Here is a 17,006-nt window from a genome sequence, read left to right as displayed (position 1 = left end):
ATCTCCGTGTCCTCTGTGCCTCTGTGGTTCAATAAATTACTATTAAGCCGCAGACGCACAAGGTAAAAAAGAGATTAATCTCCAGTAATAGAAAGTTCACTCACCCAAACTCTGGGAGCAACACCTCCCGGTGTTAACTCCACTTCTTTCTCCACATAAACAATTGATTTCAAAAGTTCCAAGAAATCACCGGCTACCGTTGCCGACTCAATACTGGTTTTCTCACCTTTATTCACTAACCAACCATCAAAAGGCAAGGAAAAAGAACCTTGTAAAGCCTTAACACCCGCATGAAGAGCTTGTAAATCATCAATTAAAATTACATTTTCCGCAGTTGCTAAACTCAATTCTTGCTCAGGAGTTCCTGCTGCAAAAACATGATAAAAATTAGGACTGACACTAACTTTCGCGCCAATACTAGCATTACCTGTGGGTTGAGCATTTAATCTTTTAGCAGTTCCCGCGCTATGCAAAAAACTGGTTAAAATGCCCTTTTCTATTAACTTAATTTGGCGGGTTGGTGTACCTTCACCATCAAAACTTTCTGCCCCAATATTAGCAGGGTGTAAAGCATCATCATAAACTGAAAGTAAAGGTGAAGCAATTTCTTTACCAATATCATCAGCTTTCGATAAACTTTGATTATCCAGAATATTTTGGGCGTTAAATAAATTAGAAAAAGCCCCCAATAAACTTAAAAAAGCTTCAGGAGAGAAAACTACTTGATATTTACCAGTTTTGATTTTTTCATAATGCAAATGACTGATAGTTTTCTCGGCAGTTTCTTTAATGCAACCAGCAATATCTAAATCAGCTACACTTTCCTTAACTCGATAAGCACCAGCACTGCGAGGTTTTTTACCTTCTTCTTCAGTTTTGCTGTACAAATAAATAGAAGCCAAAGAATGGGATTCAGTTCTTAAAGCCCCTGCACTATTGAGATAAAATCTGTCAATATCCCTTTGTGCTAAACCATTGTAAGGCACGCTGGTAATAGCAGAATGACTGGCCATTAATTCTTTTTCTGCTACTAATAATTTTTCTATTAGTTCAGAAACAGGTGCTTGCAGGGCTTTTTCTTGGTGTTTATTAGGGATAGGAATAGTTGCTTCTGGACTAAAATCAGGAATATTTTCTTTCACACCAAAAAAACTGGCTTCGTAAGCTGTTTTTAATGCTAATTCTAATCCTTTGGGATCTACATCTGTGGTGCTGGTAACACCCATTGTATTTTCTTCATTCCAAACCCGAACTGTTACCCCAGAACGATTGGAAGCTTTGACTTGTTTGGGTTCACCTTGGTCAACTTGAACGCTGGTATCATCTACAGTTGAGCCGTAAATATCGAATTTTTTAATGCCAAGTTTGGCGGCATTTTCTTGGGCGTAGGTGGCGATTTCTTGAATGTTAGACATGATTCAATTTTGGATTTTAGATTTTAGATTTGATAAAGAATTAGATAAATTAGATTCTGAGAAATTAGATTTTGGAGTTTGGATGTTATGATTTTGGTTTTTGTCGGAGAGTTTTAATTGAAGCCACAGTCATAGCTAGAATTTCATTGGTAAGGACTCAACTAGGCGAATAACTCTTAATGCAAGTGGTTTTGTTCTAGTTTTAAACTGTTGCTCATTCACAATCCAAAATCCAAAATCCAAAATCTAAAATTATCTGCCGCCAACAGTAATAGAATCAACCTTAATATGGGGTTGTCCAACTGTGGTGTAAATACTGCCACTTACCGAACCACAAAAGCCGGGAGCTAGTTCTAAATCTTGGGAACATAGGGATATCTTATTCATGATTTCTTTAGCTTCACCGATGAGGGTAGCACCTTTTAATGGTTTAGTAATTTTGCCATTTTCTATTAAATAAGCTTCGTCAACGCTAAAGTTAAATTGTCCTGTTGCACCGACACTGCCGCCACCCATTTTCTTACAGTAAATACCTTTATCAACGGAGGCAAATAGGTCTTCCGTGGTGTGTTCTCCACAATCAATATATGTATTTCGCATCCGACTGGCGGCGGCAAAAGTGTAATTTTGACGGCGGCCACTGCCTGTTCTGGGGTGTCCTGTCCGCACTGAACCGGTTCTATCAGCGAGGAAGTTTTTGAGTATACCTTTTTCAATTAATAATGTTCTTTGGGCGGGCATTCCTTCGTCATCCATATCAATTGTGCCAAAGGCATTATCAGCCCTTCCTTCATCCCAAGCTGTTAAACTTTCATGGGCGATTTTTTCACCTTTTTTATCCGCAAATGGTGTAGTTTGGCGTTCAATTTGGGTGGTTTCTAAAAGGTGTCCGCAAGCTTCATGGAAAATTACACCCCCAAAATGATTGGCCATGATAATGGGGTAAGTTCCTGATTCTACATAATCTGCGTAAAGCATTTTACCCGCAGATTCGGCGATTTGTTCGGAGGCTTGGTTATAATCCCAGGTTTTGAGGAAGTTAGGATCACTGGTGTTGCCAGCACGTTCGCCAATGGAGGCACGGTTAGCACCGTCAGCACAAAGCAGGTTAAACCCAACGGACTGAGTAAGGCGGATATCACGGGCAAATGTGCCGTCACTGGCAGCAACTAATACTTCTTGCCAATCACGGAAGTAGGAAGCGCGGCGAGATTGGACGTGGGTAGCTTTTTTGTTAAGTTGGGCTGTACCATCCAAGAGAACTTCTCCCATTTCGCGGATAGAACTGCACAAGGGCAGCCAACCGTCTTTACCGCGTTTTGTGGCGTAGTCTCTGAGTAATTCTAGGTTAATTTCGGGGATGAAACCAGTCGGTCCGGGTAGTTGTAAGCCTAGGATGGAAAGGGCTTTTTCTAAAGCAGCTTTTAGACCGGCAAATGTGAGGTTATTGGTGCTAACATAGCAGTCAGCTTTACCGCGAAATACTCGCACTCCTGCACCGGTGGCTAAACTAGGGGAAATGCTGGTGATGGTGTCTTCTTCGGCTAAACAACTGATGTAGTTGCGGCGTTCTAAGAAGTATTCTACAAAATCTGCCCCGGCAGCGCGTCCTAGTCCCAAAAGGGTTGCCAGGGGAGCTTCCCAAGTGTCATCAAAGCGTTCTGTGGTAGATGAATATTGTAAGTTAGGAAGTTGATTCGAGAGAAGTAGGGTATTTGTAAGCATGAAGTGCCTCGTCTGCTGGCGTTATCTACAGATGTGACTGAAAGAAAACCTGGTGTGTTCAGTCTAACAAATCTGTGAAAGCTGTTGTTGGCAGTTAGGCTGTAGGGTTTTCCGCCATATTGTCTTTTAAAAACCGGAGAGAATATATTTTTTTTGTGTTTTAGCTTGTTTAAGGCCAAGATAGTCAAGCAAAATTAATAAGGTAGCGATCGCAGGCAAAAAAATCAAGCTCTAAGGTATTCAAAAATGCGATAGCGGAGGGCGGCGTTATCCATAATCACCGATTATGACACCGAGGAAGGTGGGTAGTAAACTCAAACTAAAAACCCACCCCTAAAAATATTAGGAGTGAGTATTTTCAATTAATTGTGATCAATGATGGTTGTGGGAAAGTGGCAAATTAGAACATACCCATGCCGCCCATGCCGCCCATGCCGCCCATGCCGCCCATACCACCCATACCACCCATACCACCCATACCACCCATACCGCCCATGCCGCCCATGCCAGCATCACCACCAGGTGCTTTTTTCTCAGGCTTTTCAGCAATGATGGCTTCGGTGGTTAATACCATACCAGCGATAGAAGCAGCATTTTGTAAGGCGGAACGAACTACTTTGGCCGGATCAATAATACCAGCCGCAATTAAGTCTTCAAATTCCCCTGTAGCAGCGTTGTAGCCGACATTTAGGTCAGTTTCTCGCACTCTGGCGACAATGACAGCACCTTCTACCCCAGCGTTTTCTGCAATTTGACGTAGGGGTGCTTCTAAAGCTTTTTGGAGAATATCGGCGGCAATTTTTTCTTCACCTATGAGGGTGTTTTTAAAAGCTTCTATCTTACTAGATAGATGAATCAAGGTTGTACCACCACCGGGAACAATGCCTTCTTCTACTGCTGCTTTGGTAGCGTTGAGTGCATCTTCAATTCGCAGTTTTCTGTCTTTTAGTTCGGTTTCTGTCGCTGCACCGACTTTAATCACAGCAACACCACCAGCTAATTTAGCAATGCGTTCTTGTAGTTTTTCACTATCATAATCGGAATCAGTTTCTTCTAACTGTTTCCGAATTTGAGCAATGCGTTTTTGGATTTCTGGTTTTACAGAACTGCCAGCAACAATGGTGGTACATTCTTTATCAATGTTGATTTTTTGGGCTGTTCCCAACATTTCTACAGTAGCTGTATCCAAGGTGAGGCCAATTTCTTCAGAAATCAATTGTCCATCGGTGAGAATGGCAATATCTTCTAACATGGCTTTGCGGCGATCGCCAAAACTAGGAGCTTTAATAGCAGCTACATTCAAGACACCACGGGCTTTGTTAACAACCAATGTTGCTAAGGCATCGCCGTCTACATCTTCAGCAATAATTAGTAAGGGTTGACCTAAACGGGCAACTTTTTCCAAAATGGGGACTAAATCTTGGATGGAACTGATTTTTTTATCAGTGATTAAGATGCGAGCATTTTCAAACTCTACTGTCATCCGGTCGTTGTTAGTGATGAAGTAGGGAGAAATATAACCTCTATCAATCTGCATCCCTTCAACTACTTCTAATTCAGTTGTCAAGGATTTAGATTCTTCAACAGTTATTACACCATCTTTAGTCACTTTCTCCATGGCTAATGCCAGCATATTGCCAACTTCAGGATCATTACCAGAGGAAACTGTGGCAACTTGAGCGATGGCGCTTCCTTCTACGGGTTTAGCAATTTTGGCAATTTCTGCTACCAACACCTCTACGGTTTTATCAATACCCCGTTTTAAAGCTATGGGATTTGTACCAGCAGCTACATTCTTTAAACCTTCCTTAATCAGGGCTTGTGCTAAAACTGTGGCAGTAGTAGTTCCATCCCCAGCTATATCCTTGGTTTTTGATGCTACTTCTTGAATCAGTCTAGCGCCAGTATTTTCTAAAGGGTCTTCTAATTCAATTTCTTTGGCTACAGTGATACCATCGTTCACAATTTGGGGAATACCAAATTTTTTCTCTAATAGAACGTTCCGACCTTTGGGACCTAGAGTGATTTTTACCGCATCCGCTAGGGCATTAATACCCTTTTCTAAAGCACGCCGTGATTCTTCATTAAATGCAATAACTTTTGCCATGTTTGATTTCTCTATATACTTCCATTAGACAATTTAGCACTCACTCGCAAAGAGTGCTAACCCTTTTTCCCAATTTAGATCAATAGTCAAAATCCCAAAATTGATTAATATTAACAGTTGATAGTTATGTTTGACCATAAAACTAATGATGAGATTGGGAGCAGATGAACTTAGAAAACTCCCTTAAATCCCTTGGCATTGCTGACCCTAGCGGCACCGGCTGGTTAGCTGTATTATTTACGTTTCTATTAGCTTTAGCTGTTACCTGGCGTTTAATTCCCACAATTCGCAAATTTGCCTTGGAAGTAGGTTGGGCAGATCAACCCAATGCCCGCAGACTCAATCAAGAACCTTTACCCAATGCCGGAGGTTTGGCTATCTACGCTGGAGTAATTGCGGCTTTGGTCTTGGCTAGTCTCTTGCGGCCAATTGAACTACAAGGGGTTTTAGCTCAGGTTCTCACCATTCTTCTGGGTGGTTCAATCTTGGTTTTGGTTGGCTTTATTGATGATCAATTTGGTTTACCGCCTTCTGTGCGGCTATGGGCGCAGGTAACGACGGCACTGTTACTTGTTGGTAATGGTATTAGCATTAAAGTCGCCTTTGGTACACCCATTGATTCTCTTTTGTCAATGGGGTTAACTGTCCTCTGGGTGGTGGGAATCACTAATGCTATTAATCTCATGGATGGAATGGATGGTTTGGCTGGTGGGATCAGTTTTATTACGGCCATGAGTTTGTTGGGAGTTTCTGCCCAGTTTGATAATCGGGCTGCGGCTACTTTAGTTTTAGCGGCTTTGGGCGGGGCAGCATTGGGCTTTTTACGCCACAATTTTCACCCCTCACACATTATTATGGGTGATGCTGGAGCATACTTTTTTGGTTATGTGTTAGCAGCAACCAGCATCTTAGGTAAACTCCAACAAAATACAGTTTACGCGCTGATTCCCACAGTTTTATTTTTGCTGTTGCCAGTTATTGATACTACTCAAGTGTTTGTCCGCCGATTGATGGCAGGAAAAAACCCTTTGAGTACACCGGGTAAAGACCATTTACACCACCGCTTGTTGGCCTGGGGACTTTCTCAACGTAATGCGACTTTTATCTTGTGGTCAATTACCCTGGGCTGTAATTTACTGGCGATGAAAGTACAGGGTATGAGTTTACCAGTGATGTTGACTTCTGCCACAAGTATTATCTTGCTATTGGGCTTTACCGTTTGGCAAAGAATATTGAATAATCGGTGATTAATTGACAACTGACAATTGACAAATTACATCACCATACCGCCATCCACGTTAAAGACTTGACCCGTAATGTAGGCTGCGGCGGGATCTGATGCTAAAAAGCGCACCATGCCAGCAATTTCTTCTGGTTGGCCAAAACGCCCTAATGGGATATATTGCAGGATGCCTTCGGCTTTGATATCGCTGGTCATGTCGGTAGTAATAAAACCAGGGGCAACGGCATTGACAGTGATACCACGGGAAGCAAATTCTTTGGCGACGGTTTTGGTAAAGCCAATTACCCCAGCTTTGGCAGCACTGTAATTGGCTTGCCCTGGGTTGCCCATTTGTCCCGCAACGGAAGCGATATTAATAATCCGCCCGGAACGTTGTTTGAGCATAATTTTACTGACGGCTTTTGTGCATAAAAATACACCCGTCAAGTTAAGGTCTATAACTGCTTGCCATTCTTCTAACTTCATTCTTAATAAGAGAGTATCACGAGTAATACCTGCATTGTTCACTAAAATATCCACTCGCTGGAATTTTTCTAAGGTGGTATTTATCAGTGTATCTACTTGTGCTGATTGAGAAACATCTGCTTGGAGGGCAATGGCTTCTCCCCCGTTTGCTGTAATTTCTGCTACTACTTCGTCTGCTGCGGTGCTAGAACTAGCGTAGTTAACAACTACTTTCGCACCTTGGGATGCTAGTTGTAAAGCGATCGCTCTACCAATTCCCCGTGATGCACCTGTGACAATTGCAACCTGATCTTTTAATAAACTCATCTCATTTTCCTCAATTTCTGGAGATACCGCGTTAATTATCTTAGAATAACAGGACTTACGCAAACCACCTTGATTACTTCGTGCGTAAGTCATAAATAATTTGGTGAGGAGATAACTTGAACAAAGTTTATGGTTATAAGAAACAGTTATGATGGTCACAACTCAAATCTTTTTTACGTAATTTTTCACCAACTACAATCAAAATGGTTGATACCATCATCTCAGTTGCTTTTGACTTCATCAATCTTCAACATTTAAAAAACTGATTTAGTAATTGTTACTATTGCACCTTATAACAGAGGGAAGTACTTTATTTAACAAGAACTTTGCTAAATTGAGAGCCGACAAAAATTTTGTCAATTTGTCCAAAACAACTCATAAATCAGTGTTACTTTACAAGAGACTACACTCTCAAAACCTCTATACAACAATCAATAGGCTAAAAAATACCTGGTGAGAAACCTTCAGGGAATTTTTAGGACTTATTGTTTTGCTTTAGAGAACAGCGAGTTATTAGTTAAGGCTTTATCAACTTACCTTCGTAAATTGGCGAAGGTACTAAAATAGAGAAATAAATTTATGATCAACAATAATTTTTTTGGTAGAATTGTAAAAAAGCAAGGAACTGAATTAGACCTTGAAGATTTACAGCTAACTAGTCCAAATCTTCAAAAAAATATTCATAAGATTTTAGAACATCCTCTAACAAAACTAGATATTGGGGAAAATAGATTAAAAATATTACCTACTGAAATTGGGCAGTTGGTTAACTTGAGAATATTAGTCGTTAGCAACAATCAACTTAGATATTTACCTAGCGAAATTGGAGAACTCACTAATTTAGAGACCTTAGACCTCAGCAATAATTACTTAGAGTCACTGCCACCTGAAATCGGTAGATTGAGAAAACTTAAAAATCTTTACTTAAAAGGTAATAGTCTAAGTTTAATGCCATCTGAGATTTTAAGACAAGGAACTAGAGTAATTTTGCTTTATTTACAAGAGCAACTTCAGAAACAAGTTGTAACCAAGGGTTTAGAACTCACTCTGGATAGTTATCCCGGACTCAATATCACTCGTTTGCGTTCCTGTACTGATTCTACAAGAGAAATTGATTACGTTTAATCAGGAACTGATCAGGAACATTCATCATGCTGTAGCGACCTGTAATACTAATCGCTCAAACCTGTAATCAGGACATTTTCAACCCAGAATTATTGCCAACTTCGGCAAGACTTGGACCGATCTCACGCCAAAGCCTTGTCGAAGTGCGGACTTTGTTTATATAACTGCGACTTGGAGTTGCCAAAGCTTAACTTAAACCTACATTCTGAGTATTGTGATTAGTAGATTCAGGTTTAGGAACTACAGGATTAGGAAGAGGTGGAGGTGTAGGTATTCTTGATTCTGGATGGGTTTTGCTGCATATTGCCAAGGCCGCTATTGCAGATGTGGCCAAGCGGAAAAATTTATTGTGTTTACTTTTACCAGGGGAAAACCGAAAGCTTTTCATATATGTGCCTCTTTGGGCAACTAATTATCTAAATTATCACTTCATTTGCAGGTAATGATTTTTCTTAAACTTAATGTAATTTTTGATCAGACTTCCGAGTTCTTGAAGAAGTGTTAAAAAACATTACAATATATTTATTGCCTTTAATTCATGCTACAGTATCAACCTAAATATTAATAATAAAATTATAATTTTTGGTAATTGAATTATGATAACCAATAAAATTAAACCTAGACAAGCATTAAACAAAGCATTTCTGAGAATTAAACCAATTAGAAATGAGTTTGAGATGTTTAAAAGGCATCTGATTACACTACTTAATCAAATTGATGAAAAGGAAAGAGAGGAATTTCATAAAAATATTCTCACTGATTTTTTGAAAAATACCTATTATGGTTCTGATTGCTTGATAAATATTAAAGCAAGTAATGACCTAGTAATTTATAATGGAAAAGATACTAAAAGCACTGTCGGTGTGATTATAGAAGCTAAAAAAGTAAATAATAATGAAATGCTCAAGGTTGATAATTTAAATACTAAGGCATTACAACAATTAGTTTTATACTTTTTACGAGAACGAATTATCAATAAAAATTCAGAAATTAAATATTTAATTGCTACTAATATTTATGAATGGTTCATTTTTGATGCAGCAGTTTTTGATAGTTTTTTTGCTCAAAATAAACAATTGGTTAAGCAATTTACTGATTTTGAAGAAAAACGTTTATCCACTTCTCGCACGGACTTTTTTTATAAAGAAATTGCTCAACCTGCAATAGATAAAATTCAAAATCAATTAGTTTTTACACATTTTGATATTAGAGATTATGAACGGTATTTAATTCATCAAAATCCTGAAAATGATCAAAAACTGATTCCGTTATTTAAGCTATTTTCGCCACAGCATTTATTGAAACTACCTGTTATTAATGATAGCAATAGTTTAAATAAAAACTTTTATAGTGAATTACTGCATATCATTGGTTTAACGGAAATTAAAGAAGGTAGTAAAAAATTAATTCAGCGTAAACCAATTAATGAACGAGAACAGGGTTCATTAATTGAAAATACTATTAGTCGGTTGCAAGAATTACGCAAGATTGATAGATTAGAAAATTCAGAACAATTTGGAGAAAATACCGAAGAGAGACTTTTTAATGTTAGTTTAGAATTAGTGATTACTTGGATTAATCGCATTCTCTTTTTAAAATTATTAGAATCCCAATTAATTAACTATCATCAAGGTAATAAATCTTTTGCATTTCTCAATATAGGGAAAATTCCTAATTTTGACCATCTTAACCGTTTATTTTTTGGTGTTTTATCTCAAAAATTAGAAGCAAGAGATCAACATATTAAACATCTTGTTGCTAATATTCCTTATTTGAATAGTTCTTTATTTGAAGTATCAGAAATTGAACATCAAACCATAGTGATTAGTAATTTATTCAATGATGACAAACTTTCTATTTTTAATCATACAGTTCTTAAAGATAATCATGATAATAGACGTACAGGAAAATTAAAAGCACTAGAATATATTTTTCAATTTCTTGATGCTTATGATTTTAGTAGTGAAGGTACAGAAGAAATACAAGAAGAAAAGAAAACTTTAATTAATGCTGCTGTTTTAGGGTTAATTTTTGAGAAAATTAACGGTTATAAAGATGGTTCTTTCTTCACTCCTGGATTTATTACTATGTATATGTGTCGGGAAACTATTCGCAGAGGAGTGTTACAAAAGTTTAAGGAAATTAAAGGTTGGAACTGTGCAAATATTGATGAATTGTATGATAGAATTACAGATAAAAAAGAAGCTAATCAGATTATTAATAGCTTAAAAATTTGTGATCCAGCAGTGGGTTCTGGACATTTTCTAGTATCAGCTTTAAACGAAATTATTGCTATTAAAAGTGATTTAAAAATTTTACTTGATCAAGAAGGAAGAACTTTAAGAGATTACCATATAGTAGTAGAAAATGATGAGTTAATTATTATAGATGATGATGAAAAACCCTTTGCATATAATCCTAAAAATCCAGAAAGTAGACGCATCCAAGAAACGCTATTTCATGAAAAACAGATAATTATTGAAAACTGTTTATTTGGTGTAGATATAAATCCTAATTCTGTCAATATTTGTCGTTTACGTTTATGGATTGAACTTTTAAAGAATGCTTATTACACATCTAATAGTAATTATCAGGAATTGGAAACTTTACCCAATATTGATATTAATATTAAACCGGGAAATTCTTTAATCAGTCGTTTTCCTTTAAATTGGGATTTACGGACGATTTTGAAAAGAAGCAATTGGAATATTGAAAGTTATAGAAATGCTATAAAAACCTATCATCACACTGATAACAAGGATCAAAAACAGGAAATAGAGCGGTTAATTAATGATATTAAAGGTAAGATACGTACAGAAATTAGTAGTAATGATCCGAATATAGAAAAGCGAAATCAAAAAGTTGCAGAACTTCGTCATTTACGAGATCAAAAGTCATTATTTACAGAAAGTAAAGCAGAAGCAAAAAGTCGTCAACAAAAGCAAGAAAAATTAGAACAGGAAATTAATCAACTTAATAGTGAAATTGAAGATAAAAAAAGTGGTAAAATTTATCAAAATGCTTTTGAATGGCGGTTTGAATTTCCTGAAGTTTTAAATGATGAAGGTGATTTTATCGGTTTTGATGTCATGATTGGTAATCCTCCTTATTTTTCACTATCTAAAATTAAAGAAAAAAATCAAACTGCTTATTTTGAAAATAATTATCAAACTTATACCAAGGGTTCAGATATTTATTGCTTGTTCTACGAAAGAGGAAGTTGTTTGTTAAGAAAAGAAGGATTTTTAACCTACATTACTTCTAATTCTTGGTTAAGAACTATTTATGGTGATGCACTGAAAAAGTATTTAATTGAAAATCTACAACCTCAGAGTTTATTAAATATTGAGGATATTCAAATTTTTGAGGAAGCTACTGTAGAATCAAATATTATAGTCCTGAAAAAAGATAAAGTTAATGAATTTTTTGATGTTGCTAGTTTAACGAATAATTATCTGATTGGTTCTTCATTAGATGAGTATTTTGATAAAAACTATTTTCAATTTACAATACCTAATACATCAGAATGGATTATAGGTAATGAAAAAACAACTGATTTGAAATTAAAAATAGAGCAATCTTCTAAGCTGTTAAAAGAATTCGATATTAATATTAACAGAGGTTTGCTTACTGGACTAAATGCAGCTTTTATTATCAACGAAGAAACTAAAAATCAATTAATTGCTGAAGGTTCTAATTCTGCTGAAATAATTCAGCCAATTTTAAGAGGTAGAGACTTAAAAAAATATTATTATGAATTTGCTGGGTTTTATCTAATTAATACACATAATGGAGTAGCAAAAAATAACATCGAGAGAATAAGAGTTAAAGAAAATTATCCATCTATTTATAATTATTTACTTTCTTTTCTTCCTCAAATTGAACAAAGACAAGATCAGGGTAAAGATTGGACAAATTTAAGAAACTGTGCTTATTTAGAAGATTTTAATAAACCTAAAATTGTTTGGGGTGAAATTTCTGATCAACCCAAATTTGCTTTTGATGACTCTAACTATTATGCTGAAGCTACTACATTTTTAATGACTGGTGAAAAACTTAAATATTTGTTAGCAATTTTAAATTCAAAACTATCACAATGGTATTTTAACCAAATTTCAACTACTACAGGAATGGGTACAAATAGATGGAAAAAGTATAAAATTGAAATGTTACCCATTAAAGAACCTACGGAAACTGAAGAATTGTTATTAGAAACAATAGTTAATCAAATCCTCACCGCTAAAAAATCAGATCCAAAAGCAGATACAACCGCATTAGAAACAGAAATAAATCAACTTGTTTACCAACTTTACGAACTAACAGCAGAAGAGATAGAAATTATAGAAGGATAAACACCACAAATCCCAAAGATACAGCTAATGAAATTAAAATACCAATAAATAAGGGTGGACAAAATAGCCCACCCTCATTAATATTTGATGCTTTATGCAATTTACACCAAACCGCCGGCAGCTTGAAAACGAGCGCGAGCGCGTTTATAAGCTTGTGTAGCTTGTATTTGTGCTTGACGGTCTTCTGAATTAACTTGATTCAGACGATTTTGTGCTTCATTAAAGGCTGTGCGGGCTTCTTCTAGTTGAATTACATCCCCACGTTCAGCGCCGTTGACTAGGATTATCACTTCATCTTGATCAACTTCTGCAAAACCACCCAAAAGGGCGATCGCTTGCCAACTAGTATTTTTACTAGCACGAACACGCATTACACCTGTATCTAACGCTGTCAACAGTGGTGCGTGTCCACTCAAGATACCTAACTGACCAGTAGTGCTAGGTAAAATTACTTCATCAGCTTGGGCATCCCAGACAGTCTTATCTGGGGCAATTACACGAACAGTCAGAGTCATATTCTTTAGTTTCTACTTAGTAATTAGGTGATTGGTAATTGGTAATTGGTAATTGGTAATTGGGAAAAATTTCTTACCCATTACCTATTACCCATTACCTATTAGCCTTTGAGCTTTTCAGCTTTAGCGATCGCTTCGTTGATATCGCCCACCAAGTAGAAAGCTTGTTCTGGCAAAGCATCCAACTCACCAGCAAGAATTTTTTGGAATCCTTTGATGGTGTCTTCCAACTTCACATATTTACCAGGAGAACCGGTAAATACTTCAGCCACGAAGAAGGGTTGAGACAAGAACCGTTCAATCTTGCGAGCGCGTGCTACAGTCAGACGGTCTTCTTCAGACAATTCATCTAAACCCAAAATTGCAATGATGTCTTGCAATTCTTTGTAACGTTGTAGGGTTGATTGTACAGCACGGGCAGTGTTGTAGTGTTCATCACCAACGATGTTGGGTTGCAACATGGTGGAGGTAGAACCCAAAGGATCAACCGCAGGATAGATACCCTTAGCAGCCAAACCACGAGACAATACTGTTGTACCGTCTAAGTGAGCAAAGGTGGTTGCAGGTGCAGGGTCAGTTAAGTCATCGGCAGGTACATATACAGCTTGAATAGAAGTAATAGAACCTTCAGTAGTAGAAGTAATCCGTTCTTGTAAAGCACCTACGTCTGTACCCAGGGTAGGCTGATATCCTACCGCAGAAGGCATCCGACCCAAGAGAGCGGATACTTCAGAACCAGCTTGTACGAAACGGAATATATTATCAACGAACAGCAATACGTCTTGCTTGTTCACATCACGGAAATACTCAGCCATTGTCAAACCAGACAAACCAACCCGCATTCTTGCTCCGGGTGGTTCGTTCATTTGACCATAAACTAGAGCAATTTTAGATTCGTTGAGGTTGTCTTTATTGATAACCCCAGATTCAATCATTTCGTTGTAGAGGTCATTACCTTCCCGTGTGCGTTCACCCACACCAGCGAATACAGACACACCACCGTGTTGGGTAGCGATGTTGTTGATCAACTCCATCATGATCACGGTTTTACCAACACCCGCACCGCCGAATAGACCGATTTTGCCACCACGACGATAGGGAGTTAACAAGTCCACAACTTTAATCCCAGTTTCAAACACAGAAGGCTTGGTTTCTAAGTCTGTGAGTTTGGGAGCGTCACGGTGAATAGGTAAAGTCTCGGTGTTATTTACGGGACCTTGGTTGTCTACTGGTTCGCCTAAAACGTTGAAAATCCGACCCAAAGTGGCTTTACCAACGGGTACGTTGATAGGTGCGCCGGTATCAACAACTTCTAAACCACGAACTAAACCATCAGTTGTACTCATCGCAACTGCGCGAACTTGGTTGTCGCCCAATAATTGCTGTACTTCAACAGTCAAGCTGAGATTTTGTCCAGCTTCGTTAATACCTTTGATGGTCAGAGCGTTGTAGATTTGGGGTAATTTACCGCCAGGGAACTTAACGTCTACAACGGGGCCAATGACTTGGGTAATGTAACCTATGTTTGTTTTTTCTGCGGTGGTGACCATGCTGCGCCTAATTGATGGAAGCTATTTTTGAGAGTTGCTCTTTACAGACCTGTGATCAAGCAATATCATTTTTTAGGTTAGCATTGAATGACCCCTTCTTTGCCTTAAATTCATTATTAAGAGGAGATCCCCGATTTTGTGAAAATCCTGGAACGGCAAAATAAATTACTTTCACAAAAAAAGCGTAAAAGGAGAGTATTGGGGGTTGACAAGGGATTTTATATTTGTTACGATAAATGCGATAAGGAAGAACTACTTTATAATAACTGTGGGTGATCTGGTAGGAGTTTAGCATTGCTAAACCCCGTTGCCTGGGAACTATACAAACTCACTACAATGTGTATAAACGAAGATCCGTAGTTTCAGGCTTTTAGCGATTAACTTCCATTCAAAATAAATAGCGAAGTGCTGCTGCAAGCAGTTCGCTCACAAAGCATCAAAAAATCACGCTAAAATGCCCGAAAACCATACGCCATATTTGGTTGATCCTGTCAATAAGCAGAATTCCACAAAAAAGGGAAGATACTAGAACACAAGCTCAAAGAAAGAGTTTAAATTCAGTTAAGTTCCGCATCTCAATTTAATGCTGGTAAAGGATATTTGATCAGAGTTTGGGGAGCTAAGATCATGGATGAGTTCCCCAGCTTAAAAACTTACTCTGTATCCACTAAACTAATTAATTCTGATGAAGATTCCACCAGTTTTCAGCCTGTTGATGGATAGATTGCAATTCTTCTGAAGACATTTTATCTAGATGTTTTAAGATTAAGCTCATTCGTCCTTGAGTTTGCAGTTTTTCTCTGTGTCTGTTCAGAAAATCCCAATAAAAGAAATTGAATGGACAGGCATTTTCACCTATCCGTTCTTTATGATTATAAACACAACTTTTACAATAGTCACTCATCTTATTTATATAGTTAGCAGAAGCAGCATAAGGTTTAGATGCTAATACTCCTCCGTCTGCGAATAAACCCATACCAATTACATTAGTTTGCATCACCCAGTCATAAGCATCAATAAATACGGCATGAAACCAATTTTCTACAGCTTGGGGTGAAATTCCCGCAATTAAAGCAAAGTTACTCAATACCATTAATCGTTGGATATGATGAGCGTAACCCGTACTTTTTATCTGGGTGATAATTTGGTGTAAACAATTCATTTTTGTTTCACCCGTCCAGAAAAATTCGGGTAATAGTTGGGTGTGCTGAAACCAATTTTTTTCGGCATATTCTGTATCTACAAAATGATAGATACCATACATATATTCTCGCCAACCCAATACTTGGCGAATAAAACCTTCCACACTATTTAAAGGCAGTTGGTGTTGTTTATATGCAGTTTCAGCGGCTTGAATTACTTCCAATGGTTGGAGTAAGCCAATATTCAAATAAGGAGAAATTAATGCGTGCCACATTGTCTGTTCTCCGGTAATCATCGCATCTTGGTAAGTACCGAAATCTGATAAACGATGTTGAATAAACCAGTCTAATACCTGAAGTGCTTGTTGACGATTTACTCCCCAAGAAAAAGGTTCTACTTCTCCATAAGTTAAAAGAGAAAGAGAGTTAACTTTGTCTATAACATCAAGAGTAATTGCATCTGGTGCAAACCATTGGGCTGGAGGTGGATGTAATTTACCTTTAGGAGGTTGACGATTTTCTTTATCTAAATTCCACTGCCCTCCAATTGGTTGTTTATCCTCCATTAAAATTTGAAAATTTCGTCTCCCTTCTCGATAAAAATCTTCCATTAATAGGCGTTTACGACCTTTTGCCCAATTAGTGAATTCTTCTGTACTCCATAAAAATTGATTATTAGAAATTAAGGTGATTGGACAAGGTAATTGTAAATTTTGAATTATTTGGGTGAATGGTTTATCATTGGGAATCATTACCCGCAATTCGGTAATTTGATTGATGTTAATCCATTCTTGTAGTGCTGTTTGAAAATCTGTAGCTATTTTGTATGTGACTACATATTTTAGTTGTGCTAATTCCTCTGCAAAATGGCGCATTGCTGACCAAATTAACACTAATTTTTGACGATGATATGGTCTGATTTGGATATGATGTAATGATTCAATGAAAATTACAGGTGTATTTGTTTGATGATGACAGCTTTTTAAGGCTGATTGTTGTTGGGAAAGTTGATCGCCTAATATCCAAATTCCAATCATAGGTAATTTTATATTTTCGGTAAA

11 protein-coding genes are annotated in these 17,006 nt (G+C 37.4%); 3 read left to right on the top strand and 8 right to left on the bottom strand.

All coding sequences use genetic code 11. The annotated features are described in order from the left end of the window. Positions 1-74: 74 nt before the first annotated feature. The 3 genes from CUN59_RS05685 to groL form a co-directional block, all read right to left on the bottom strand. Positions 75-1,415, bottom strand: coding sequence for a TldD/PmbA family protein (locus CUN59_RS05685; RefSeq protein WP_104386923.1), 1,341 nt, complete (start codon positions 1,413-1,415; stop codon positions 75-77). A gap of 252 nt (positions 1,416-1,667) precedes the next feature. Beyond that, positions 1,668-3,140 carry a TldD/PmbA family protein gene (locus CUN59_RS05675; RefSeq protein ID WP_104386922.1) on the bottom strand — a complete coding sequence of 491 codons (1,473 nt, stop codon included), beginning with the start codon at positions 3,138-3,140 and terminating at the stop codon, positions 1,668-1,670. Between the two features lie 400 nt (positions 3,141-3,540). After that, positions 3,541-5,247, bottom strand: coding sequence for a chaperonin GroEL (groL, locus tag CUN59_RS05670; RefSeq protein ID WP_104386921.1), 1,707 nt, complete (start codon positions 5,245-5,247; stop codon positions 3,541-3,543). 164 nt (positions 5,248-5,411) lie between these two features. Between groL and CUN59_RS05665 the strand changes: the two genes are divergently transcribed. Continuing rightward, positions 5,412-6,494, top strand: a complete 1,083-nt coding sequence (locus tag CUN59_RS05665; protein ID WP_104386920.1) for an MraY family glycosyltransferase — start codon at positions 5,412-5,414, stop codon at positions 6,492-6,494. A 26-nt stretch (positions 6,495-6,520) separates the two neighbouring features. Here the strand turns inward: CUN59_RS05665 and fabG are convergent, their stop codons facing one another. Next, positions 6,521-7,261: a 3-oxoacyl-[acyl-carrier-protein] reductase gene (fabG, locus tag CUN59_RS05660; protein WP_104386933.1), complete on the bottom strand. Its 741-nt coding sequence runs from the start codon at positions 7,259-7,261 to the stop codon at positions 6,521-6,523. A 579-nt stretch (positions 7,262-7,840) separates the two neighbouring features. On the opposite strand from fabG, the gene CUN59_RS05655 reads away from it, so the two are divergent. After that, on the top strand, positions 7,841-8,386 hold the full coding sequence (locus CUN59_RS05655) for a leucine-rich repeat domain-containing protein (RefSeq protein ID WP_104386919.1): 546 nt from the start codon (positions 7,841-7,843) through the stop codon (positions 8,384-8,386). A 187-nt stretch (positions 8,387-8,573) separates the two neighbouring features. On the opposite strand, the gene CUN59_RS05650 is transcribed toward CUN59_RS05655, so the two are convergent. Beyond that, positions 8,574-8,774 carry a hypothetical protein gene (locus CUN59_RS05650; RefSeq protein ID WP_104386918.1) on the bottom strand — a complete coding sequence of 67 codons (201 nt, stop codon included), beginning with the start codon at positions 8,772-8,774 and terminating at the stop codon, positions 8,574-8,576. A 208-nt stretch (positions 8,775-8,982) separates the two neighbouring features. Between CUN59_RS05650 and CUN59_RS05645 the strand changes: the two genes are divergently transcribed. After that, positions 8,983-12,738, top strand: a complete 3,756-nt coding sequence (locus CUN59_RS05645; RefSeq protein WP_104386917.1) for a DUF7149 domain-containing protein — start codon at positions 8,983-8,985, stop codon at positions 12,736-12,738. A 101-nt stretch (positions 12,739-12,839) separates the two neighbouring features. Here the strand turns inward: CUN59_RS05645 and atpC are convergent, their stop codons facing one another. The 3 genes from atpC to CUN59_RS05630 all read right to left on the bottom strand — a co-directional run bounded on the left by atpC (position 12,840) and on the right by CUN59_RS05630 (position 16,982). Next, the gene (atpC, locus tag CUN59_RS05640; protein WP_104386916.1) at positions 12,840-13,253 is read right to left on the bottom strand and encodes an ATP synthase F1 subunit epsilon; all 414 of its coding nucleotides are present in this window, start codon (positions 13,251-13,253) and stop codon (positions 12,840-12,842) included. 101 nt (positions 13,254-13,354) lie between these two features. Then, positions 13,355-14,803: a F0F1 ATP synthase subunit beta gene (gene atpD / locus CUN59_RS05635; protein WP_104386915.1), complete on the bottom strand. Its 1,449-nt coding sequence runs from the start codon at positions 14,801-14,803 to the stop codon at positions 13,355-13,357. Positions 14,804-15,479: 676 nt separating this feature from the next. Beyond that, the gene (locus CUN59_RS05630) at positions 15,480-16,982 is read right to left on the bottom strand and encodes a cryptochrome/photolyase family protein (RefSeq protein ID WP_104386932.1); all 1,503 of its coding nucleotides are present in this window, start codon (positions 16,980-16,982) and stop codon (positions 15,480-15,482) included. Positions 16,983-17,006: the final 24 nt, after the last annotated feature.

This window comes from Cuspidothrix issatschenkoi CHARLIE-1 (genome assembly GCF_002934005.1).
Taxonomy (GTDB): Bacteria; Cyanobacteriota; Cyanobacteriia; order Cyanobacteriales; family Nostocaceae; genus Cuspidothrix; species Cuspidothrix issatschenkoi.
Note: the sequence above shows the minus strand (reverse complement) of the source record. Positions and strands in the feature narration are given on the sequence as shown.

Excerpts from the sequence above, each read along its gene's own strand:
- CUN59_RS05685 (WP_104386923.1), bottom strand. The coding sequence starts at position 1,415 with ATGTCTAACATTCAAGAAATCGCCACCTACGCCCAAGAAAATGCCGCC.
- CUN59_RS05675 (WP_104386922.1), bottom strand. The coding sequence starts at position 3,140 with ATGCTTACAAATACCCTACTTCTCTCGAATCAACTTCCTAACTTACAA.
- groL (WP_104386921.1), bottom strand. The coding sequence starts at position 5,247 with ATGGCAAAAGTTATTGCATTTAATGAAGAATCACGGCGTGCTTTAGAA.
- CUN59_RS05665 (WP_104386920.1), top strand. The coding sequence starts at position 5,412 with ATGAACTTAGAAAACTCCCTTAAATCCCTTGGCATTGCTGACCCTAGC.
- fabG (WP_104386933.1), bottom strand. The coding sequence starts at position 7,261 with ATGAGTTTATTAAAAGATCAGGTTGCAATTGTCACAGGTGCATCACGG.
- CUN59_RS05655 (WP_104386919.1), top strand. The coding sequence starts at position 7,841 with ATGATCAACAATAATTTTTTTGGTAGAATTGTAAAAAAGCAAGGAACT.
- CUN59_RS05650 (WP_104386918.1), bottom strand. The coding sequence starts at position 8,774 with ATGAAAAGCTTTCGGTTTTCCCCTGGTAAAAGTAAACACAATAAATTT.
- CUN59_RS05645 (WP_104386917.1), top strand. The coding sequence starts at position 8,983 with ATGATAACCAATAAAATTAAACCTAGACAAGCATTAAACAAAGCATTT.
- atpC (WP_104386916.1), bottom strand. The coding sequence starts at position 13,253 with ATGACTCTGACTGTTCGTGTAATTGCCCCAGATAAGACTGTCTGGGAT.
- atpD (WP_104386915.1), bottom strand. The coding sequence starts at position 14,803 with ATGGTCACCACCGCAGAAAAAACAAACATAGGTTACATTACCCAAGTC.
- CUN59_RS05630 (WP_104386932.1), bottom strand. The coding sequence starts at position 16,982 with ATGATTGGAATTTGGATATTAGGCGATCAACTTTCCCAACAACAATCA.